The organism is Nocardia amikacinitolerans NBRC 108937, from assembly GCF_001612615.1.
In the GTDB taxonomy this organism is placed as follows: Bacteria; Actinomycetota; Actinomycetes; order Mycobacteriales; family Mycobacteriaceae; genus Nocardia; species Nocardia amikacinitolerans.
This window is the reverse complement of the sequence record NZ_BDAU01000019.1, coordinates 124,471-145,415: the sequence shown is the minus strand read 5'-3', so window position 1 is coordinate 145,415 and position 20,945 is coordinate 124,471. Positions and strand designations below refer to the sequence as shown.

The window sequence follows — 20,945 nt, the reverse complement described above, 5'->3', positions numbered from 1 at the left end:
GGTGTCGGCCGCTGCCGGGGTGGAGGGGGCCGTGCGGTGGGGTGCGTTGGTGGCGCTGTCCGCCGCGCGTGCCGGGTCGGTGCGCGCGGCACCGTCGGGGATCGTGGACATGCCTGCGGGTTCGGTGCCGTTGTCGGCGACCTTCACGTCGGCGGTCGAACCTTTGGGTGTCGCGGAGTCAGCCTCGGGCACACCTGCGCCGTCGGCGGCTTTGGCGTCGGCCGTGGTGCGGTGGGCCGGGACGGCCGCGGTCCGGTTGATGTCGTGGTCGCTGACGGGGAGATCGCCGTTCAGCGCGCGCACGATCGCGTCGGCGACCATCGGCTTGATCTCGGCGACCGTGACTTCGCGGCCGAGTTCGCGGGTCAATGTGGTGACGCCCGCGTCGCGGATGCCGCAGGGGACGATGGCGCCGAAGCCGTCCATGGAGTTGCAGTTGAACGAAAGGCCGTGCAGGGCAACGCCGCGCTGGACGCGCACGCCGATGGCGGCGATCTTGCGTTCGGGGGACCAATCGTTGGCGGGCAGCCAGACGCCGGAGCGGCCCTCGACGCGGCCGACGGTGAGGCCGAGTTCGGTGCACACCGAGATCAGCGCCTCCTCGAGGCGGCGCACGTACTGGACGACGTCGACGGGCTCGGCCAGCCGGATGATCGGGTAGCCGACCAGTTGACCGGGGCCGTGCCAGGTGATCTTTCCGCCGCGGTCGACCTGCACCACGGGGCTTCCGTCGATCGGCAGGTCCGCTTCCTCGGTGCGGCGGCCTGCCGTGTACACGGAGGGGTGTTCGAGCAGCAGCAGGCGGTCGGAGCCGAGGCCTTCGGCGCGTTCGGCGGCGATGGATCGCTGCAGGTCCCAGGCGGAGTGGTAGTCGATGAGCCCGAGGTCCTCGACGACGATCGGGGTGCGATCGAAGCGGGCGGACCAGGTGGTGCGCGTGTCGTTCACGCCGTTGACGGTACGCCCTGCGGTTGCGCGCTCGTCAGGGACTCGGTGTGCGGTATGCCACAGGCTTGCGGGCCGCCGCCGTGCGTCCGGTCGGCCGCAGAGGGTCGGGCTCACCCGCCGGAGAGAATATGGTGGGGCGGTACGGCATCTCCGGCGCAACGGGGACGTGCGCAACGTTGCGGGGCCGCGGGGGTGATCCGCGGAACTGAGGCTCGGCCGAACTCGGGAATTCTCGATCACAGCGGGCTTTCGGGAACAGCCCATTCCAGCTGGTGAACCGAGCCGGGCAGACGAGCGGCGGTGTGGTCTGTGTGCGAGATAGCCGGTGCTACGCCACCCTGCGAGGGGCCGTCGAACGTATCCGCTGGGAACGATGCGGTCAGTCCGCCACCTTCGGCGAGCCGCGGCGCTTGGTCTGCGGTCCGTCACCGGAACCCGCGGACCGGCATGCACCCTGTGACGGGAGTTTGCCGCGATCCGGGGACGCGATGGATTCAATCCACCTCGACCGGCAGCGTCAGCTGCATCAACGTCAGATCCATCCAGCGGCCGAATTTGTGGCCCACCTCGGGCAATTGGCCGACCACCACGAAACCGAATCGCTCGTGCAGTGCGATCGACCCGGTGTTGCTCGACTCGATCGCGGCGATCATCGCGTGCACTCGCCCGGATGTCGCGGCGCGGTCGATCAATTCGGTGAGCAGGGCGCTGGCGAGGCCACGGCGTTGGAAGCGGTCGGCGATGTAGACCGAGTTCTCCACGGAGTAGCGGTATCCCACTTTCGGCCGCCACTGGCCGTAGCTGGCGTATCCGGCGACCTCGCCGTCGACCTCGGCGACGAGGACGGGCATGCCCGCCTCGACCCGGGAGCGGAACCAGGACTGGCGCTCGTCGATGCCGACTTCGTCGATGTCCCAGATGGCGGTGGAGGTGGCGATGTTGGCGTTGTGGATGTCGAGGATCGCGGACAGGTCACCTTCGCGCGCGTCGCGGATGATGGTGGCGTTGCGGGTGTCCATGGCGGTCAACGGCGTTCTCCGTAGTTCGGCGAAGGAGGTAGGCGGCGCCCGGCATGCGCGGTGTGTGCTGGCCTACGGTGTTCGAATCCGATCATCGCGCGTCAGGGAACCTGCGGCAATGCGGGCTGGATCACCTGTCGTCGGCGTCGGGTGCGGTCGCGACTTCGCACTTGCGCGATGCCGTGGACGCGCGGGGAGCGGCTGCCGGTCACTGAGCGAGTCCGAGTGAGGGCGACATCCCGCCACGTGTGGCAACGCGGCCGCAGATCGTCTTGACCGCGTAATGCTGATGGCCGTGGTTCGTGGGATGCCCGATAGCCGGACTACAACGGCCGCGTCTTGGTCATGGCTGCGGCAACACGACGCGCGGTAGAAGGACTCACCGGTCGTCGGCGTCGCGGCCGATGGTCGCCGCCAACGCCGCGCCGATCGTGGGATGACGGAAGGGGTAGCCCGCCTCTTCGAGCGCCGTGGGGATCGCCCGCGGTCCACGCAGGATGGCTTCGTCCGCGAATTCCCCGATCAGCCCGCGCAGCGCGAACGCGGGCAGCACCAGCGGGGTCGGCCGGTGTAGTGCGCGCCCGAGCGCGCGGTTGAATTCGGCATTGGTGACCGGGGCCGGGCCGACCGTGTTGATCGGTCCGGACAGGCTGTCGTTGGTGAGCGCGAAGACGATCGCGCCGATCTCGTCGTCCAGCGAGATCCACGGCGTGTACTGGCGCCCGTTGCCGAGCCGTCCGCCGAGACCGAGCCAGTACAACGGATGCAGCATGCCGAGCATCCCGCCGTGCTTGGACAGCACGACGGCGCTGCGCAACAGCACCGTGCGCACGCCCGCGGCGCTGGCGGGACCGGTCGCGGCTTCCCAGTCACGGCACAGCGTGGCGAGGAAACCCGAACCGGCGGGGGAGGATTCGTCCACGACGCGGTCGCCGGTGGCGCCGCCGTAGTAGTGCACGCCGCTGGCGTTGACCAGCACCGGCACGCCCGCGGCGGCCACCTTGTTGGCGAGGACGTCGGTCGGGGTGATGCGGCTGTCGCGCAGCTCCTGTTTGTAGCTGCCGTTCCAGCGGCGCCGCCCGAGGCTCGCCCCGCACAGGTTGACCACCGCGTCCGCTCCGCGCAACGCCCGCTCGTCGAGCTCGGCGCGGGCGGGATTCCAGACGAACTCGTCCGGGGCGGCAGCGGGACGGCGCACCAGACGGGCCACCTCGTGCCCGTCGCGGCGCAGTGCCGCGACGAGCGCCGTCCCGATCAGCCCGGACGAACCGGCGATCACGACCTTCATGCGGGTCGAACCTTCCCGGGTTACAGGCCCAGATCGGCCTCGAACGCGGCCTCTTCGAGGCGGTGGCGGATCGTGGTCAGGAAGCGACCGGCGTCCGCGCCGTCGATGAGGCGGTGATCGTAGGTGAGCGGCAGGTAGCACATGGAGCGCACGCCGATCGACTCGTTGCCGGTCTCGTCGGTCACCACCACCGGGCGCTTGACGATCGCGCCGGTGCCGAGCATGGCCGCCTGCGGCGGAACCAGGATCGGGGTGTCGAACAGCGCGCCCTGGCTGCCGATGTTGGTGATGGTGAAGGTGCCGCCCGCCAGCTCGTCCGGCTTCAGGCCGCCGTTGCGCGCCCGGTCGGCGATGTCGGCGATGGCGCGGGCCAGACCGGCGAGCGACAGGTCGCTGGCGTTGTGGATGACCGGGGAGAGCAGGCCCTGCTCGGTGTCGACGGCGATGCCGAGGTGCACCGAGGCGTGGTAGGTGATCTCCTTGGTGCCCTCGTCGTAGGAGGCGTTGACGTTCGGGTGCACGCCGAGCGCCTCGACGACCGCCTTCGCGAAGAACGGCAGGAACGTCAGGTTGACGCCCTCGCGGTCCTTGAACGCGGCCTTGGCCTGCGCCCGCAGCGCCGCGATCTTGGTGACGTCGGCCTCGTGGACCTGGGTCAGCTGCGCGGTGGTCTGCAGCGATTCGCGGGTCTTGGTGGCGGTGATCTGCCGGATCCGGTTGGCCTTCTGGACGGTTCCGCGCAAGTGCGCCAGCTGGGCGGCGGCCGGAGCCGACGGAGTCTTGGCGGCGGGCGCGGCGGCGGCCGGAGCGGGCGCTGCGGCGGGAGCCGGGGCCTTCTTGGCCTCGGCCGCGGCGAGCACGTCCTGCTTGCGGATGCGGCCGCCGACGCCGGAGCCCTGCACGGAGGCCAGGTCGACGCCGTTCTCCTCGGCGAGCTTGCGCACCAGCGGGGTGACGTACGGGGTCGCGCCGTTGCCGTCGGCGGCCGGGGCCTTGGCCGCGGCGGGTGCCGGGGCGGGCTTCGGAGCCGGAGCAGGAGCCGGAGCGGGCTTGGGAGCCGCGGCGGCGGGGGCCGGTTCGGGCTTGGGCTCGGGCTTCGGAGCGGGAGCCGGTTCCGGCTTGGCTTCGGGCGCGGGGGCCGGAGCGGGAGCCGGGGCGGAGGCGGCGGGGGCACCGCTGCCGATCACGCCGAGCTGTCCGCCGACGGAGACCACGTCGTCTTCCTGCGCCGTGATCTCCAGCAGGGTGCCCGCGACGGGCGAGGGGATCTCGGTGTCGACCTTGTCGGTGGAGACCTCGAGCAGCGGCTCGTCGACCTCGATCTTGTCGCCGACCGACTTCAGCCAGCGGGTGACGGTGCCCTCGGTGACCGACTCGCCCAGCTCGGGCATCTTCACCGGGGTGCCCTCGGCGGCGCCTGCCGACGCGGCGGGCTGCTCTGCGGGGGCCTGCTCGGCGGGAGCCGGTGCGGCGGGCTCGGGTTCGGCTTCGACCGACTCTTCGGCGGCGGCCGGTGCGGCGGCTTCTGGCGCGGGCGCGGTCTCGGCGGCGGGCGCCTCACCTGCGTCGCTGATCACGCCGAGCTCGCCGCCGACCTCGACCACGTCGTCTTCCTGGGCGACGATCTTCGACAGCACACCCGCCGCCGGGGACGGGATCTCGGTGTCGACCTTGTCGGTGGAGACCTCGAGCAGCGGCTCGTCGACCTCGACCGTGTCTCCTTCCTGCTTCAGCCACCTGGTCACCGTTCCCTCGGTGACGCTCTCACCAAGAGCCGGCATCTGGACGGAGAAGGCCATGTCCGTTGACTCCTCTGACTGCTCGACGGGTTCTACAACAGTTGATCTCTGGCGGGTCGCCCACCGCTGGTCGCGGTGAAAACCCGGAAGCCACCATCATTCTGAGTGGCACCGGAGATCTGTGCGGTTCTTGTACCGCGGTCCATCCTTGCACTCGTCCGCGTGGCGTGTAGCACAGGGCATGTCTCTACCGGGAAGCTGGCAGTATGGGAGGACCGGGTGTGAGGATTTGTCCGGTGTACGAAGGAGGTCGGCGTCGATGGGTTTGCTGGATCGTTTCCGTGGCGCTCTGAACCGGGGCGGTCCCGCCGGACGTGCATCGACCTCGGGCAACGAGGACGCCCGCTACCTCGCCGACTGGGTGCGCACACACATCGGCGTGGAGGGGTACCTGGAGCCGAAGACGACTATGACGGATGTCACGGTGGTGTTGGTCGCCGCCGACGGGGAATGGACGCGCCGGATCGTCGGGGAGCGCGGGGCTCAGCGGTTGGCGAGTGATCTGAGCATTCCGGTGTACGAGGTTCGCAAGACCGGGTATCCGCAGCGGATGCGGGATTACGACGCGCGGAAGAGGATCGAGCGGCAGCGGGCGTTCGAGGAGGAGTTGCGGGATCTGTAGGGGGCGGGTTCGGTTGCGAGCCCGAGTGTTCGGTGGGGGTGTGCGGTCCGGTGCTTGTCGCTGGGGCGGAGGCAGGGTGCGAGCTCGGTCAGGTCGACGCGGTTGTCCAGTTTCGCGCGGCGGTGCTGGGGGCGGGGGATCGGTGAGTTCGGTTCGGGCCGGGTGGGCGACGTGCCCCGGGGGTCCTTGTCCGTTTCTGGTTCCTACCCAGGTTTGCCTCGGAGCGGTGCTGGGCACGTCATGTGTCGTACCCGGCTTACCTTCCGCAGTCAGTGAGCGTGGGTGCGGCTTCCGGCCGGGTCGACCGGCTCTGGTTGCGTTCAGCGAGTGCACACCCGAAGAGCGGGCGCGGTCTGTCAAGCCCGCAACCGCCATTTGACTACGGTCGATAGAGAAATGGCTTCGACGGTAGTCATATGGTGGCAATCGAAGATCGAATAGCAACCATTTGACTACCGTCGATTCAGCACAAACCCGACGCCCGACCCACCCCGAAGAAACGCGACCACAGCCGGTCGACCACGCCGGAAGCCGCACCCGCGCAGACCAACCGCGGGAGGTAAGCCGGGTACGGCTCCCAACGCGCCCAGCACTGTTCGAGGAAAACCCTGGGGCGTAGTCGATCTGAAAGGCATACACCGGGCGACGTGGCGAACAGCACCGCGCCGGAACTACCCGTTCCGCCCGCACCGCGCCAAGACTTTTCGCTGCGCCCCGCACGGCGCTGGGCTTTTCGTTCTGCCTCGCACGGCGCTGGGCTTTTCGTTCTGCCTCGCACGGCGCTGGGCTTTTCGTTCTGCCTCGCACGGCGCTGGGCTTTTCGTTCCGCCCCGGCCCGCGCCGAAACCACTCGTTCCGCCGCACCGCGCCGGGACTTCTTGTTCCCTGCGGCATTGCGCCGGATACGACGCGTTCAGCCGTGAAGTCACCCACTCCCAGCCGCTAGCGAGCCACCAGTCCACCTGCGCTCTGCCGACCACGCATGGCGATCGAGTCCGGCGGCGCTTTCACACAGCACCCGGCTGAGAGAAGTCGACGTCGGACTCGAGACGAAGCGCAACCGCGACAGCAGCGTCACGATGCGCCGCCCGCCACCGTCGACAGCGAGTGCCGCGCCGTCAGCCGGAACAGAACGCGAAAGGCGAAAAGTGTGCCGCCCACCGTCGATCGCGAAACAAGACCGAAGAGTGCGCCGCTCGATCCAAATCGCACGGCGCACTCCCGAACTCACTCCCCGGCGATGTCCTCGATCACCGCGATCAACGTCCGCACCGGCACACCGGTGCCACCCTTGCCGATGTACCCGAACGGCCCACCCGTGTTGTACGCGGGCCCCGCGACATCCAGGTGCGCCCATTCCACGCCCTCCGGCACGAACTCCTTGAGGAACAGCGCCGCGGAGAGCATGCCGCCCCAGCGGTGCTGGGCGACGTTGGCGAGGTCGGCGATCTTGGAGTTCAGGTCGGCGCGGAGTTCGGCGGGAAGGGGCATGGCCCAACCGTTTTCGCCGACCTCGCGGGAGAGGCGGGCGACGCGGTCGCGGAAGTCGTCGGTGCCCATCACGCCCGGGGTGCGGGTGCCGAGGGCGACCATCTGGGCGCCGGTGAGGGTGGCGACGTCGATGAGGTAGTCGGGGGAGTCCTCACCGGCGCGGACGATGGCGTCGGCGAGGATCAGGCGGCCCTCGGCGTCGGTGTTGAGCACCTCGACGGTGGTGCCGCCGTACTGGGTGAGCACGTCACCGGGGCGCTGCGCGGTGGCCGACGGCATGTTCTCGGCCATCGGGACCGTGGCGGTCACGGTCACCGGCAAGCTCAGTCGCGCGGCGAGCAGGGTGGTGGCGATGACCGCGGCGGCGCCCGCCATGTCCGAGGTCATGTTCTCCATGTTCTGCGCGGGCTTGATGGAGATGCCGCCGGTGTCGAAGGTGATGCCCTTGCCGACCAGCGCGATCTTCCTGGGTCCGCCGGAGTAGCTGAGCCGCACCAGCCGCGGCGGGCGCGCGGAGCCCTTGCCCACGCCGAGCACGCCGCCGTAACCGCCCGCTTCCAAAGCCTTTTCGTCGAGAACCTCGACCTCGAGACCGGCGGCCTCGGCCAATACCTGGGCGCGCGAGGCGAATTCGGCCGGGTACAGGTGGCTGGGCGGGGTGTTCACGAAATCGCGTGCGGTGGCGACGGCTTCGGCGATCAGCTGGGCGCGGAACAACGCCTCCTCGCCGAAATCCGCCTCGGGGACCAGGAATTCGATGCGGGCGACGGGCTGTTCGTCCGGCTTCGGCGCGGACTTCTCGGACCGGAACGGGTTGAACGAGTAGGCGCCGAGGTAGAAGCCCTCCGCGGCGGCGCCGAGATCCAGGCCCGACAGCGTGGTCGCCACCAGTTCGGTGCCGTTGAGCGAGCGGCCCGCGACACCGGCGGATCGGCGGATCTGCTCCGCGTCCACCTTGTCGGCGGCGCCGAGTCCGACGGCGAGCACGCTGGTGACGTTGTCCAGCGCGGCCGGTGCGGGCACCCTGGTCAGCTCTTCGGCCTTGCCCTTGGCGCCGACCGCGCCCAGCTGGTCGAGCAGCTCCGCGCGGATGTCGTCGGTGAGCACATCGCCGAACAGGTCGTCGGGCGCGATCGACGGACCGTTCTCCGAGGACGTCAATCCGATCACCAGCACGTCGGTGTCCGGCCCGATGGTCAGGGTGCGCGCCAATTCCGGTCCGAGTGAGCGATCTGCAACAGCGGTCATTTGCACAGGCTATTCGGTCTGCTTCGACAGCCGCATGGCGACGCCGTCCAGTAGCAGCTCGACGCCGGTGGCGACCAGCTCGTCGAGGTCCAGCTCGGGGCCGGGCGGTCCGGCGGCAAACAGTTTGCGCATGGTCGGCCTGGTGTCGACCAGTTCGGCGAATTCGGCGCGCACCGACTCCGGCAGCGTCTCGAACTGCTCCCCGCGGTCGGAACGCAGCAGCGCCAAGCCCTGGACCAGGCCGGAGTAGGCGAGATAGACCGTGATCACCTCGTCGCGGGTGAGGCCGCTGGCGTCCAGCGCGGTGAACGCGCGCTCGAGGACGTCGAACAGGGCGGGACCGATCGGCGGCTTGGTCCGCGCCAGCACCGGCAACACCCACGGATGGCGCTGGTAGAGCAGCCACTCCTGTTCGGCCTCGTGGGTGAGCGCGGCGCGCCAGTCGGCCGGGGGGACCGGGGGCGGCGGGCTTTCGGCGAGGACGAGTTCGGTCATCGCGGTCAGCAGCGCCTCCCGGTCGGGGAAGTAGCGGTAGAGAGCGGCCGTCGCGACGCCGAGTTCGCTGGCGAGGCGGCGCATGGTGAGACCGTCGATGCCCTCGCGGTCGGTCAGCTCGACCGCGGTCCTGGCGATTCCGACCGCGGTGAGCCGGGCGGGGCGCGGACGGGCGGCGGGCACGCGCCGATCGCGGCGGGCGCGGTAGGCGCGGGCCTGGCAGGAGCGCGAGCAGTAGCGGCGTGATCGGCCGCGGCTCGGTTGGGTCAGCGCCTTCCGACAGGTGGCGCAGGCCGGTGATTTCGACACACCAACAAGTGTGACGAAATGGTGGCTGTACCGCACTATGCTTCATAAATTGGCGAACGTTGACATCGTTCACCACGGAGGTTCACCATGCAGCCCACAGTTCGCCGCGCGGGGATTCAGGAGATGGACGCCGTCGCGGCCGCCTTCGCGCGGGGGTCCGCCGACGAGGCGGTGACGGCCTGGGTGGTCGCCGACCATCCCGAGGTCGCGGAGGCCTTTCGCACCGAACACGCGCCGCGCCTCGTCGAACGCGCGCTCCGCGAGGACGAGATCTGGCTGGCCGGAACCGACGACGAGATCTGGGCGGTCTCGCTCTGGCAGAAGGTGACCTCGGCCGATCGGGTCCGCGCCGAGGCGGCCGAAGCGCGCGCCATGGCCGCGGCGGTCCCGAACGTGCGCCCGCTGGAGCGGCTGGTGGCGGTGACCGCGCTGCTCGCCGAACACCATCCGCGCGAGTTCCCGCACCGCTACCTCCAGGCGATTGTCACGGTGCCCGAACACCGCGGCAAAGGGGCGGGCGGAGCGATCCTCGCCGACCGGATCAAGGCGTACTCCGACGCGTCCGAGACCGCGTTCCTAGAGGCGAGCACCGAACGCTCGTCGCGGCTCTATGCGCGCAACGGGTTCGTCCGCACCGGCGTCACGCATACGTTGCCCGACGACGGGCCGACGCTGATTCCGATGTGGTTCCGGGGCTGACCAGCAGTGGAGGCGGCTCCGGTGTGGGCGGGTCGCCTCCGGTTCGTCCTGATCACGCTGTGGTTCCGGGGCTGACGTGTGGAGGAGCGGTGCCGGTCGCACGGCACGCTCATCGTGGTGCGCCGCGTAGTCCCCATTCGTCGAGACCGCCATCACGGATGACTGACGAAACCACCGTTGTAGACGCGGGCGACCCGCAACCTTGGTTGGTCGAAGCCTACGGCCTCTCCGGTATGGATCGCGATCAGCGAATCCGGCCCTCGCCACCATGTATCGGCAAGGCCTCGAACCTCGGGCACGGGTTCGAAATCGCGGGGCGGCAGCTCATCGATCGCGTCACCGCGAATTGTGGTGATCTGTCGAGCCCGAGTGGACGCGTGGTGAGCCAGCGCGACCGATTCGATCCAGCCTTCGATGCTCGCGTGCAGGGGCACCCACTGATCTGCGTCGATGCCGAATTCACCTGCGGGACCGATCATGAACGCGTAGCCCATCGACACACGCTGCGCACCCGCGTCGAACCACCCGACACGCTCGGGCTTCCCCGCGGGCAGGTCGCCCCACAGCATTTTCGGCCCGCCGTCGTAGTCCACCGACGGCGGCAGGACGAGTCCACCCCAGCGCTTCTGAAAATCCAGAATGCGATCGACCTGTGTTGCGGGAATACCGAACTCGAGCCACTGGTCCCCCAGCTTCTCGAAACTGGGCGATTCGACGCGAACACACTGCGTCGAAACAAACCACTCACCCCGACGCGTCAGAGGCTCAGCCGAATCGATGACGGGCCGCGTATCCACGCGACCGACGGTAACCGACTCGCGCGAACACGCGCTCCTGCCGCCTCCCCCGCGAACTTGAACGGTTTCCGTTCGTTGCCGCTGGCGCACCCTGAGGTGCGATGAGTTCCCCGGTCGACCCACACCCGGCTGTTCGGGTCGCCGTGGCGCGCCCGCCGAGCGGTTAAGCTCGCCGGGTGACCGAGACGAACCTGCTGCAAGGGCCGATCCATCAAGTCCACGTCGAGTTGGGTGCGACGTTCGCGCCGTTCGGCGGGTGGGAGATGCCGGTCTCGTACGCGGGGACAGTCGGGGAGCATCAGGCGGTGCGGACGGCCGTCGGGCTGTTCGATGTGAGTCATCTCGGCAAGGCGTCGGTCGCGGGTCCGGGCGCGGCGGCGTTCGTGAATTCGGCGCTGACCAACGATCTCGGCCGGATTCGGCCCGGCAAGGCGCAGTACACGCTGTGCTGCACGCCCGAGGGCGGCGTGATCGACGACCTGATCGCCTATTACGTCAGTGACGACGAGATCTTCCTCGTGCCGAACGCGGCCAACACCGCGGCGGTGGTCGCGGCGCTGCGCGCGGCGGCGCCCGAGGGGATCACCGTCACCGACGAGCACCGCGAGTACGCGGTGTTCGCGGTGCAGGGTCCGCGCTCGGCCGAGGTACTCGATGCGCTCGGCCTGCCCACCGACATGGAGTACATGGCTTACGCCGACGCCGAGTGGGACGGGCGCCCGGTCCGCGTCTGCCGCACCGGCTACACCGGCGAGCACGGCTACGAGCTGCTGCCGCGCTGGGCCGACGCCGAGGCGGTGTTCCGCGCGCTCGCAGCACAGGTGAAGGCCGCGGACGGCCAGCCGGCCGGTCTCGGCGCGCGCGACACCCTGCGCACCGAGATGGGCTACCCGCTGCACGGACACGAACTGTCCCTGGACATTTCGCCGGTGCAGGCGCGGGCAGGCTGGGCGGTCGGCTGGAAGAAGCCGGAGTTCTGGGGCAAGTCCGCACTGGAACAGGAGAAGTCGGCGGGACCGCGGCGAACCCTGTTGGGGCTCAAGGCACTCGACCGCGGCGTGCTGCGTCAAGGCCAGTCGGTGCTGCGCGACGGCGAACCCGTCGGCGAGACCACCTCGGGCACCTTCTCGCCCACGCTCAAGGTCGGCATCGCGCTCGCGCTGCTGGACACCGATGCCGATCTCCAGCCGGGTGAAGAGGTCGAGGTGGACGTGCGCGGCCGCCGGTTGCGCTGCGAGGTCGTCAAGCCGCCGTTCGTTCAGGCGCGCACCGCCTGAACGGATTCGGCCGCGCCTGGTATGGGCTGTAGCCCTTACCGGCGGCGTGGCCGCGCACGCGGGCTGGTCGCTCTTGCGATTGGCGCCGCCGCAACGCAGGGCGCGGTGGTCGCTGTCTCGCCACGCGACAGGGGTGTCGATCCGTCGCCGGGCGACCGCGTTGAGGCCGGGGTGTGCGCTGCGGGCGGCCACCCGGTTCGAGCCGATTCGCATGCTGATCGCGTTTCCGTGACCGGCGTCGAGACGTCGCGGGTAACTACCTGGCCGCCCGGACATTCTCGTCGAGGTCGAGGTCGAGGGCGAGGGCGAGGGCGAGGTGGACGTGCGCGGCCGCCGGTTTCGCTGCGAGGTCGTCGAGCCGCCGTTCGTGCAGGCGCGCATCGCCCGAGAGGGATTCAGCCGCGCCCGGTCTGGGCTGTTGCTCGCACCGGTGGTCGGCGGCGTGGCCGCATACGCCGGCTGGTTGTTCTGTCGTGAGGCGGGTTGCTGCTCTCGCGGAAAGCGGCGTGGCCGCATGTGGCGCGGACTGTCGCCCGTCGGAGGCAGCGTGGCTGTACGTGGCGGGGATTGTTGCTCGCAGGAGGCGGCCAGGCCGCACTACATCGCGCGGGCTGCGCTCGCCGGTGAAGCTGCGTCGCGCACGTAGCGCGGGCTGCTGTCGTTGCGAGAGACGCTGCCGCGACGCATGGCATAGCGCGGGTGGTTGCCGGACTCGCCAAGCGATAGCGGTGTCGATCCGTCGTGTGACCACCAGTGGTCAGCTGTCCTGCGCCGCCGCCTATTCAAGCCGAGCCGAGGCGGCCGCGTGCGGGAGCGGCGGCCCGACGGGTCGAGCCGATTCGTCTGCCGATCGCGCGGGCGCCGAGCCGATTCCCGACAGGTGGACACGCCGGAATCGGGCACCGATAGGATCACCTGCATGACCGTTGCCGCACAGTTCGCCCATGTTCCGCATCCTGCGCCCGCTCCGGCGCAGCGGGTACAGGAGATTCTGGCGGCGCCGGGGTTCGGCCGGTTCTTCACCGATCACATGGTGTCGATCGACTACACCGCGGGCGAGGGCTGGAGCAACGCGCGGGTCGAGCCGTACGGTCCGCTGCCGCTGGACCCGGCCACCATGGTGTTCCACTACGGCCAGGCCATCTTCGAGGGTCTCAAGGCGTACCGGCAGAGCGACGGCAGCGTCTCCTGCTTCCGTATCGACGCCAACGCGGCTCGCTTCCGCAAGTCCGCGCGCCGCATGGCGATGGCCGAGCTGCCGGAGGAACTGTTCATCGAGTCGGTGCGCCAATTGCTCGCGGTGGACGAGCGCTGGGTGCCCGCGGCGGGCGGCGAGGACTCGCTCTACTTGCGGCCCTTCATGTTCGCCACCGAAGCGGGGCTCGGCGTGAAGCCCGCCGCCGCCTACAAGTACCTGCTGCTGGGATCGCCCGCGGGCGCGTACTTCCCGCGCGGTGTGAAGCCGGTGCGGGTGTGGCTGTCGACGGAGTACGTGCGCGCCGCGCCGGGCGGAACCGGCGAGGCCAAGGTGGCGGGCAACTACGCCGCCTCGCTGCTCGCCCAGGCGCAGGCCTCCGAGAAGGGCTGCGACCAGGTGGTGTGGCTGGACGCGTGCGAGCGCCGCTACGTCGAGGAGATGGGCACCAACAACCTGTTCTTCGTCTTCGGCTCCGGTTCCGAAGCGCGGCTGGTGACTCCCGAACTGTCCGGCTCGCTGCTGCCCGGCATCACCCGCGACTCGCTGCTGACTCTCGCCGCCGACGCGGGTTATGTCGTGGAGGAGCGCAAGATCTCGGTGGAGGAGTGGCGTAAGGGCGCCGAATCCGGCGCGATCACCGAGGTTTTCGCCTGCGGCACCGCCGCTGTGATCACCCCCGTCGGCTGGGTGCGTTCCACCGAGGGCGAATTCACCATCGGCGGTGGCGAACCGGGTGAGGTCACCATGGCGCTGCGCGACACGTTGACCGGAATCCAGCGCGGTACCTTCGCGGACATCCACGGCTGGATGCGCGGTATGTGAACAGGGCCCGCCTTGGGGCGGGTCGTGGGCTCCGGCGGGACAGCCGGGATCGGGGAGGGACGTCGTGCGTCGATCGGTAGTTGCCGGAATCGCGTTGGTGAGTCTGGGTGTTTCGGCCTGCGGGGGTGGAGCGTCGGCGCCGGACAACGCGCTCAGCAGCACCACCGCTATTGTCGCGCCGACCAGCACCGGGCGTCCCGCCAATCCTGAACCGGTGTGGTCGAAAGCCGCTCTGGAAATCGACAATTCACCACTCTCGTGGATCTCGACGGCCGGTGACGCGGTGCTGGTCCCGACGAAGGAAGCGCTGGTCGCGGTGGATCGATCGACCGGTCGTGAGCTGTGGCGGAGGGAGCCCAGGCGGCCCGAGCAATACTCCTACCGGGTGAGCGGCGACGCCGTCGTCTTCCTGGAGGACCAGGGCAAACCCGGCGACCCGGCATTGGTGGAGGTGGTCGAGGCCGGCGACGGCCGGACCCTCTGGCAGACAAGCGCCGATGACGTGGTGGTCTTCGACAAAGCGATCTACACGGCCGACTGCGCGCGCGGCCGCGCGGACTGCACCTCCATGCGCCACGACCTCCGATCAGGGGAACCCACGTGGCCCGGCCCGGCTCAGGGATCGGTCGACGGCGATACCGTCGGCAGCTGGCACAGTCGCGCTCCCATCGAACCGGAGCTGGTGGCCATCGCGGTCGAGGACCCGGTCTCCACGGCGAAGCGCCCCTGGGCGGTCGTGGAGGCGTCGACGGGGACCGTTCTTCCGGGCCGGGCGGAGCATCATGCCTGGCATCAGCTCGGTGCGGGCGACCTCCTCGTGGTCACCGATCACCACGCGCCCGGCGACTGCCGCGTCGCCATCAGCGCGACGGCCGCGCGCGACGGCGTCGAGCGCTACGACGCCGAGGTCTACAGCGGCCGCAAGAAGAACGGCGAGTGTCAGAACATGCTCGGCCCCGTCTTCGGCGACCAGTTCATCGGCGCGGGCACCCGCATAGCGGCGGTCACCGATTCCGGCGCGCCGCAACTGTTCGACCTCGCCACCGGCACGACGGTGTGGGCCGGATCGGGCGTCGGCAGTCCGCTGGACGGCGACGACCGGTCACTGTTGTTCAGCGAGTTCGCCGACCAAGGCGCGCTGTCGTTGCTGGACATCGCGACCGGCGCGACGAAATGGACGTTGCCGGATCCTGGCTTCTCGACAGCGGCGACGCAGCAACGCACGATCGTCGCCGGTGACCGGGTGGTGATCGGGGGCTTCTCCGCGTCAGAGACCGACCGCGGCTACCTCACCCTCGTCTACGACCGGGAATCGGGCCGCGAACTTCAGCGATACCGCGGCTACCTGTGTGGCGCGGGACCGGACTGGGTGACCGTCTCGGCCGAGCGGGATGGGAAGCCGGTGCTGGAGTTCCATCGCTGAGGGAAGCGGATCACGGTGGATGTGGCCGGGTCCCTCGTGCAGTTCGGGCGCCCGGCCGCTAGGTCGCAGGGCGGGCGTGACAGCTCGGCGGTGCCCAGAGCCGAGGCCGTCGCCGGCGCAGGGCACCTCACCCATGTGATGCTGGGCGGCCGAACGCTCGAGGCCGGCGGCCGGGCGCGGATGTCGCCGGGCCGCGGACTGCCACCTCACCCGTACAGACCGGACCGTCGGTCGTCAGCCAGCACGAAGGCGACGGTGGTCGGGCAGCGGATGTGGCCGAGCCCGGCGGACAGCGCGGGCGGTCGGGCGGCGGGGCCGTGGAGAGCGGTCGGCCGAGATGCCGGACGCTCAGCCCGGCATCAGCATCTGCCACTGCTCCAGGGTCTGCGGGCGCATGACGTAGTTGTTGTCGCGGATGGTCGACAGGGCGGCGCTGGGCTCGTGGGAGTACCAGTGGCCCGGGTAGACGACCGGGTCGCCGGGTAGGCCGGCGAGGTAGCGCAGGCTGCGGAACATCTCGTCGGAGTCGCCGCCGGGGAAGTCGGTGCGGCCGCAGCCGTCGACGAAGAGGGTGTCGCCCGCGATGAGGCGGTTGTCGAACAGGAAACACTGGCTGCCTGGCGTATGGCCAGGGGTGTGTAATAGCTCGATCTCGAACGCGCCGACCTCGACCTTGTCGCCGTGCTCGTGGCCGGTGAGTTCGCTGGGCGCGATGCCGGTGACGTTGGCGACCCAGGCCAGTTCCTTGTTGTTCACGTGCACCGGGACGCTGGTCTTCTCGAGCAGTTCGCGCACGCCGCGCAGGGTGAAGCCGAGCATGGTTCCGCCGACGTGGTCGGGGTGGTGGTGGGTGGCGAGGACGCCGGTGAGGCGCAGGCCGTCGGCCTCGGCGATGGACACCAGATCGCCCGCGGCGTACGCCGGATCCACCACAACGCATTCGCCCGTCTCCCGATCACCGATCAAGTAGGCGAAATTTCGCATCTGCGTCGCGATCGGATCACCGACGGCGTAGTCCCGCCCGGACAGCAGTTGCCGGAAATAGAGGCGCTCGGAAGACATACCGCCCACATTAGATCCTGGCCCAGACGGTTCGTGCGCCAAGTGCGTGAAAGATTCCGATAGGTCGGATCACGGCGTGCGCAAACAGGTGGCGAGTGGGTAGTGTTCCCGCCTTCGGGTGCGCGACGGATGTCTTGATCGTCGGTGCGCAAAGCCACCGACGCCGAGCCCTCGCCGACTTCGATTGTCTGCCAAAGGTTTTCCCGGCTTGCGCGCTCGGCGCACGAACCTGGCCGAACATCGCCGCGCGACGCGACTCCGCCAGAGCCTCCCCGAAAACAGTGGTCAGCGAACCGCTCCGCAACGCGATGCGTCCATTCTCGCCGGGCGGGAGAGAGACGAAGTTCATACACCGTCCAACGCGATATGAATTCGCGTGATACCGACGGTTACGTGAATTTGCGAATTATCCGGCGAGCGAGAGTCCGGCCGCCGCGATGGTGACCGAAATCTCGATTGCCGCGCCGAGCACGTCGCCGGACAAACCGCCGAATCGGCGCAGCATGTGCCGCACCACCACCGCGGCGACGCCCACCGCCACCCCGATGGCGACCGGCCCGAGCCAGGGATGCTCCGGCACCGCTAGGACGCCGCAAGCCAGCGCGACGATCACCCACACCGCCCCGGTCAGCGGAGACTGGCTGTCCGCCACGAGCGCGCCGAAGGCGGTGCCCGGCGCGGGAGGAATCCCGCGGCGACACGCCAGGACGACAACGACCCGCCCGACCGCGACGGCCAGCGCCACCGCGAACCACCGTCCCGCGTCGGCCAGCGCGGCGAAGGCGAACGCCTGCACCCCGATGGCGAACACCAGCGCGGCCACTCCGAACGGCCCGACCCCGCCGCTCTTCATGATGTGCCGGGCCCGCTCCGGCGGCCCGTAACTGCCGAGACCGTCCATCGAGTCGGACAAGCCGTCGAGGTGCATGCCTCGCGTGAGCAGCGCCAGCGCCGCCACCGTCACGAGTCCGGCCAGCGGTGCACTCGCCCCGGCGGAGGTCAGCGCCCACAACAGGCCCGCCGCGATCGCGCCGAGCAGCGCACCGACCAGCGGGGCCAGCGCGATCGCGCGACCCGCCGCGGCGCGATCGACGTCGTCCGGGCCACGTACTGGGAGCACGGTCAGCCACGAGACCGCCAGGCGAATCCCGCCGCCCGGTGTCATTTGGTCAGGTTGGGTGCGGCCGGGGTCTCGGCATCGGAAGTGCTGACGCCCGCTTCGCCGAAGGTGGCCATCTCGGCGAGCGCGGCGACCGCGGCGCGCAGGATCGGCAAGACCGTGAGCGCGCCGGAGCCTTCGCCGAGTCGCATGCTCAGATCGACCAGCGGTTCCATGCGCAGCTGCTTCAGCGCGAGGTTGTGCGCGGGTTCGGTGGAGCGGTGCCCGGCCAGCCACCAGTCGCTCGCGCCCGCGGCCAGATCCTCGGCGACCAAGGCCGCCGCGGTGACCACGACGCCGTCCAGGATCACCGGCGTGCGCCGGGTCGCGGCCTGCGCGAGGAATCCGGCGATGGCGGCGATGTCGGCACCCGCGGCGACACGCAGCAGATCCGCCGGATCCTTGAGGACGGGCCGAGCGCGGCGCATCGCATCGCGGATCGCCGCGACCTTGCGCGACCAGCCCGCGTCGTCCACGCCGGTGCCGCGCCCGACCGCGACCACCGGCTCGGTGTCGGTGAGCGAGGCGATGAGAACGGTTGCGGGCGTGGTGTTTCCGATGCCCATGTCGCCCGCGACGAGCAGGTCGGCGCCGCCGTCGATCTCCTCGTCGGCGATGGCGCGGCCCGCGGCGATGGCGGCCTCGACCTCCGCTTGACTGAGCGCGTCCTCGCGGTCGATGGAACCGCTCGACCTGCGCACCTTGTGCTTGCCGACGACCGGATCGGTCTCTGCGTCGACCGAGATGTCGGCGACTCGCACGGTCGCGCCCGCGACGGCGGCGAGCGCGTTGACCGCCGCGCCGCCCGCGAGGAAGTTGGCGACCATCTGCGCCGTCACCTCGCTCGGATACGCCGAAACACCGTGGCGCGCGACGCCGTGATCACCGGCGAAGACGACGACCCTGGCGCGCTCGAACTGCTTCGGCGGGCACACGCCCTGGCACGCGGCCACCCAATTGCCCAGCGTCTCGAGGCGGCCCAGCGCGCCTGCGGGTTTGGTCAGCTGCGTCTGCCGCTGTTCGGCGGCCGCGCGAATCCGCGCGTTGGGGGGCGCAACCGGTCCGAATCCGTGTGTCACTGTCGAGCCTCTCCGGTCGGGCGGCGTCGGCCGCACGTACTTCCGACGCCCAATCTTGCCCGGAACGCGCCGCCCGCACCGCACCCGCCTCCGCCACCGACCGCCATTTCGCTATCGGGCGGAGTCATACGGATTCGACGGGAGTCGAATGGCGGTTCGACACGCCCGCCGAGCCACCATTTCGCTGCAGGGCATTTCTACTTCAGGCGGACGGGCAGCCCGGCGACGACGAGGAAGGCTTCGTCGCAGACCGCGGCGAGGCGCTGGTTCAGGAAGCCGATCTCGTCGCGGAACAGACGGCCGGAGCGAGTCGCGGGGATGACGCCCATGCCGACCTCCGGGCTCACGATGATCAGCCGGTCGCGGTAGTCGGCGACGGCGGAGACGAGGGCCTCGACGTCCAGGGTGACGGTGCCGCGCGGGGAATCCCAGGCGTTCAGCGCGTCGATGCGCGCGGTCAACCAGGTGCCGATGTCGTCGACCAGCGTCGCGGCTCCGGGGGCGGGATCGGCGAGAACCGCTGCGGCGTCGACGCTTTCGACCACCGACCAGTCGCCGGGCCTGCGCTCCCGATGACGGGCGATGCGTTCGGCGAAGTCGTGGTCGTCGGGATCGGGGACCGAGGTCGCCAGGTATCGGACCGCCCCGGCGTCCGCGGCGAGCTGCTCCGCGAACGCGGACTTCCCCGAGCGAGCCCCGCCGAGCACAAGCGTCCGCGGCGGACGCGCGATTCCGGAATCCTGCGACACCCCCGCACGCTATCAACCGCCCGCCCAAGCCCTCCCCGCGTCTGGGCCGTCTTTGCAGTGACCGGCGGCGAGCCTCGGCGTAGGTGCATGTCTTCGCAGAATGTCGACGTTTCGGAACTCGAGCCGAGCACCTTCGAGTTCGGCACGCCGCAGGTGGCCCCGCCGTGGGGCGACGCCCGGTTGGACGGATCGTCCGCCCACGCCGAAGCGGTGGGGCGGGTCGCTCAGCTCGTCGGCGACGTAGCCCCGAAGCGGCGGCGGTATTCGGTCGGGGAGATGCCGACCAGGCGTTGGAAGTGGTGGCGGAGGAGGGCGCCGGAGCCGAAGCCCGCGCGGGCGGCGACCTGCTCGAGACCCTGCTCGGTGTCTTCCAGCAGGTGCTTGGCGTAGAGGACGCGCTGGTTGGTGAGCCATTTCACCGGTGTCGTCCCGGTCTCGGCGGCGAAGCGGCGGGCGAAGGTGCGCGTCGACATCATCGAGCGCGCGGCCAGGTCGTCGATGGTGTGCGGCAGATCCAGGTTCTCGCTCATCCATTGCAAGGTGGCGGCGAGGCTGTCGGACGTGCACGCGGGGACCGGGCGTTCGATGAACTGGCGTTGCCCGCCGTCGCGCTGCGGCGGCACGACCATGCGGCGGGCGATGCCATTGGCGGCGGCGCTGCCGATCTCCCTGCGCACCAGGTGCAGGCAGGCGTCGATGCCCGCGGCGGTGCCCGCGCTGGTGATGAGGTTGCCCTCGTCGACGAAGAGCACGTCGGGGTCGACGGTGGCCGACGGGTAGCGCGCGGCCAGCTGATCGACGTAGCGCCAGTGCGTGGTGCATTTGCGTCCGTCGAGCAAACCGGCCGCACCCGCGACGAACGCGCCCGAGCAGACGGTCAGGATGATGGCGCCCGCGTCGGACGCAGCACGCACGGCGTCGACGATCCGGGGGTCGAGTCCGGCCGAGAGCGCGGTGGCGGGCGCGGCGGGAATGGCGACCAGATCCGCCTTCGGGAGTTCGTCCAGCGTGAACTCCGGTGTGATCGTCACGCCTGGCGTGGTGGAGCGGAGCGGGCGGCCGGGTTCGGCGCCGCAGACCTTGAAGTCGAAGCCGGGCAGTCCGTCGGCGGTGCGGTCGAGCCCGAAGACCTCGCAGACCACGCCGAACTCGAACATGGCCAGCTTCTCGAACAGCACGACGGCGACCTTCGACAGCATGATCCGAGGGTACCTGGCCGGATTTTTGCGAACAATGACTTTGCTGCCACTTTCGGCGGAAAATCGGTCAGCGCAAAATTACTGCCATGCTGACTTTCTTTCTCCTCGCGACAGTCATCGTGGCCGCGTCCCTGTTCCTCGCTCGCGGTCGCGGACTCACCGGTTCCACGCACGTGACCGACCGCGACGCGCAGCGACTGCGGTCCGAACTCGACGCCATCCGCTTCTCGCACCACCGCTGAAACACGCCGTTGCCAACGCG

17 protein-coding genes and 1 pseudogene are annotated in these 20,945 nt (G+C 69.9%); 6 read left to right on the top strand and 12 right to left on the bottom strand.

The genetic code is table 11. The annotated features are described in order from the left end of the window. Nucleotides 1-213 precede the first annotated feature (213 nt). The 4 genes and pseudogenes from lipB to sucB all read right to left on the bottom strand — a co-directional run. Nucleotides 214-948 (bottom strand): annotated as a pseudogene (gene lipB, locus NAM01S_RS15950) (lipoyl(octanoyl) transferase LipB); the annotation flags it as partial. Nucleotides 949-1,442: 494 nt separating this feature from the next. Then, nucleotides 1,443-1,967, bottom strand: coding sequence for a GNAT family N-acetyltransferase (locus tag NAM01S_RS15945; RefSeq protein ID WP_067785905.1), 525 nt, complete (start codon nucleotides 1,965-1,967; stop codon nucleotides 1,443-1,445). Between the two features lie 379 nt (nucleotides 1,968-2,346). Further along, entirely contained in the window at nucleotides 2,347-3,255 is a 909-nt protein-coding gene (locus tag NAM01S_RS15940) for a TIGR01777 family oxidoreductase (RefSeq protein WP_067785904.1), read from the bottom strand. Between the two features lie 20 nt (nucleotides 3,256-3,275). Further along, nucleotides 3,276-5,054 carry a 2-oxoglutarate dehydrogenase, E2 component, dihydrolipoamide succinyltransferase gene (sucB, locus tag NAM01S_RS15935; protein WP_067785902.1) on the bottom strand — a complete coding sequence of 593 codons (1,779 nt, stop codon included), beginning with the start codon at nucleotides 5,052-5,054 and terminating at the stop codon, nucleotides 3,276-3,278. 259 nt (nucleotides 5,055-5,313) lie between these two features. Here sucB and NAM01S_RS15930 point away from each other — a divergent pair, with 259 nt between their 5' ends. Beyond that, nucleotides 5,314-5,676, top strand: a complete 363-nt coding sequence (locus NAM01S_RS15930) for an oxidoreductase (protein ID WP_067785900.1) — start codon at nucleotides 5,314-5,316, stop codon at nucleotides 5,674-5,676. Nucleotides 5,677-6,903: 1,227 nt separating this feature from the next. On the opposite strand, the gene NAM01S_RS15925 is transcribed toward NAM01S_RS15930, so the two are convergent. Continuing rightward, a complete protein-coding gene (locus NAM01S_RS15925; protein ID WP_067785898.1) occupies nucleotides 6,904-8,415 on the bottom strand; it encodes a leucyl aminopeptidase in 1,512 nt (503 codons plus the stop codon). A 9-nt stretch (nucleotides 8,416-8,424) separates the two neighbouring features. After that, a complete protein-coding gene (locus NAM01S_RS15920; RefSeq protein ID WP_067785896.1) occupies nucleotides 8,425-9,219 on the bottom strand; it encodes a TetR family transcriptional regulator in 795 nt (264 codons plus the stop codon). 87 nt (nucleotides 9,220-9,306) lie between these two features. On the opposite strand from NAM01S_RS15920, the gene NAM01S_RS15915 reads away from it, so the two are divergent. Then, entirely contained in the window at nucleotides 9,307-9,918 is a 612-nt protein-coding gene (locus NAM01S_RS15915; protein WP_067785894.1) for a GNAT family N-acetyltransferase, read from the top strand. Nucleotides 9,919-10,070: 152 nt separating this feature from the next. Here the strand turns inward: NAM01S_RS15915 and NAM01S_RS15910 are convergent, their stop codons facing one another. Beyond that, nucleotides 10,071-10,715, bottom strand: a complete 645-nt coding sequence (locus NAM01S_RS15910) for a hypothetical protein (protein WP_067785892.1) — start codon at nucleotides 10,713-10,715, stop codon at nucleotides 10,071-10,073. A gap of 176 nt (nucleotides 10,716-10,891) precedes the next feature. Between NAM01S_RS15910 and gcvT the strand changes: the two genes are divergently transcribed. The 3 genes from gcvT (at nucleotide 10,892) to NAM01S_RS15895 (ending at nucleotide 15,435) form a co-directional block, all read left to right on the top strand. Continuing rightward, nucleotides 10,892-11,992 carry a glycine cleavage system aminomethyltransferase GcvT gene (gcvT, locus tag NAM01S_RS15905; protein ID WP_067785889.1) on the top strand — a complete coding sequence of 367 codons (1,101 nt, stop codon included), beginning with the start codon at nucleotides 10,892-10,894 and terminating at the stop codon, nucleotides 11,990-11,992. 919 nt (nucleotides 11,993-12,911) lie between these two features. After that, a complete protein-coding gene (locus NAM01S_RS15900; RefSeq protein WP_067786188.1) occupies nucleotides 12,912-14,012 on the top strand; it encodes a branched-chain amino acid aminotransferase in 1,101 nt (366 codons plus the stop codon). A gap of 97 nt (nucleotides 14,013-14,109) precedes the next feature. After that, a complete protein-coding gene (locus NAM01S_RS15895) occupies nucleotides 14,110-15,435 on the top strand; it encodes an outer membrane protein assembly factor BamB family protein (protein WP_067785887.1) in 1,326 nt (441 codons plus the stop codon). A gap of 348 nt (nucleotides 15,436-15,783) precedes the next feature. On the opposite strand, the gene NAM01S_RS15890 is transcribed toward NAM01S_RS15895, so the two are convergent. From NAM01S_RS15890 to NAM01S_RS15870, 5 genes are all read right to left on the bottom strand, one after another. Next, a complete protein-coding gene (locus NAM01S_RS15890; protein WP_067785885.1) occupies nucleotides 15,784-16,497 on the bottom strand; it encodes an MBL fold metallo-hydrolase in 714 nt (237 codons plus the stop codon). A 406-nt stretch (nucleotides 16,498-16,903) separates the two neighbouring features. After that, entirely contained in the window at nucleotides 16,904-17,662 is a 759-nt protein-coding gene (locus NAM01S_RS15885) for an adenosylcobinamide-GDP ribazoletransferase (RefSeq protein WP_067785883.1), read from the bottom strand. Then, nucleotides 17,659-18,735 carry a nicotinate-nucleotide--dimethylbenzimidazole phosphoribosyltransferase gene (cobT, locus tag NAM01S_RS15880; RefSeq protein WP_084482982.1) on the bottom strand — a complete coding sequence of 359 codons (1,077 nt, stop codon included), beginning with the start codon at nucleotides 18,733-18,735 and terminating at the stop codon, nucleotides 17,659-17,661. Before cobT ends, NAM01S_RS15885 begins: the two co-directional genes overlap by 4 nt. A gap of 197 nt (nucleotides 18,736-18,932) precedes the next feature. Next, nucleotides 18,933-19,484 (bottom strand): bifunctional adenosylcobinamide kinase/adenosylcobinamide-phosphate guanylyltransferase, encoded by a 552-nt coding sequence (cobU, locus tag NAM01S_RS15875; RefSeq protein ID WP_067785879.1) that lies wholly within the window; start codon nucleotides 19,482-19,484, stop codon nucleotides 18,933-18,935. 224 nt (nucleotides 19,485-19,708) lie between these two features. After that, nucleotides 19,709-20,683 carry a helix-turn-helix domain-containing protein gene (locus NAM01S_RS15870; RefSeq protein WP_067785878.1) on the bottom strand — a complete coding sequence of 325 codons (975 nt, stop codon included), beginning with the start codon at nucleotides 20,681-20,683 and terminating at the stop codon, nucleotides 19,709-19,711. 86 nt (nucleotides 20,684-20,769) lie between these two features. Here NAM01S_RS15870 and NAM01S_RS35045 point away from each other — a divergent pair, with 86 nt between their 5' ends. Next, complete coding sequence (locus tag NAM01S_RS35045; RefSeq protein ID WP_157107755.1) at nucleotides 20,770-20,925, top strand: hypothetical protein; 156 nt, start codon at nucleotides 20,770-20,772, stop codon at nucleotides 20,923-20,925. Nucleotides 20,926-20,945 lie beyond the last annotated feature (20 nt).

Excerpts from the sequence above, each read along its gene's own strand:
- NAM01S_RS15945 (WP_067785905.1), bottom strand. The coding sequence starts at position 1,967 with ATGGACACCCGCAACGCCACCATCATCCGCGACGCGCGCGAAGGTGAC.
- NAM01S_RS15940 (WP_067785904.1), bottom strand. The coding sequence starts at position 3,255 with ATGAAGGTCGTGATCGCCGGTTCGTCCGGGCTGATCGGGACGGCGCTC.
- sucB (WP_067785902.1), bottom strand. The coding sequence starts at position 5,054 with ATGGCCTTCTCCGTCCAGATGCCGGCTCTTGGTGAGAGCGTCACCGAG.
- NAM01S_RS15930 (WP_067785900.1), top strand. The coding sequence starts at position 5,314 with ATGGGTTTGCTGGATCGTTTCCGTGGCGCTCTGAACCGGGGCGGTCCC.
- NAM01S_RS15925 (WP_067785898.1), bottom strand. The coding sequence starts at position 8,415 with ATGACCGCTGTTGCAGATCGCTCACTCGGACCGGAATTGGCGCGCACC.
- NAM01S_RS15915 (WP_067785894.1), top strand. The coding sequence starts at position 9,307 with ATGCAGCCCACAGTTCGCCGCGCGGGGATTCAGGAGATGGACGCCGTC.
- NAM01S_RS15900 (WP_067786188.1), top strand. The coding sequence starts at position 12,912 with ATGACCGTTGCCGCACAGTTCGCCCATGTTCCGCATCCTGCGCCCGCT.
- NAM01S_RS15890 (WP_067785885.1), bottom strand. The coding sequence starts at position 16,497 with ATGTCTTCCGAGCGCCTCTATTTCCGGCAACTGCTGTCCGGGCGGGAC.
- NAM01S_RS15885 (WP_067785883.1), bottom strand. The coding sequence starts at position 17,662 with ATGACACCGGGCGGCGGGATTCGCCTGGCGGTCTCGTGGCTGACCGTG.
- NAM01S_RS15870 (WP_067785878.1), bottom strand. The coding sequence starts at position 20,683 with ATGCTGTCGAAGGTCGCCGTCGTGCTGTTCGAGAAGCTGGCCATGTTC.
- NAM01S_RS35045 (WP_157107755.1), top strand. The coding sequence starts at position 20,770 with ATGCTGACTTTCTTTCTCCTCGCGACAGTCATCGTGGCCGCGTCCCTG.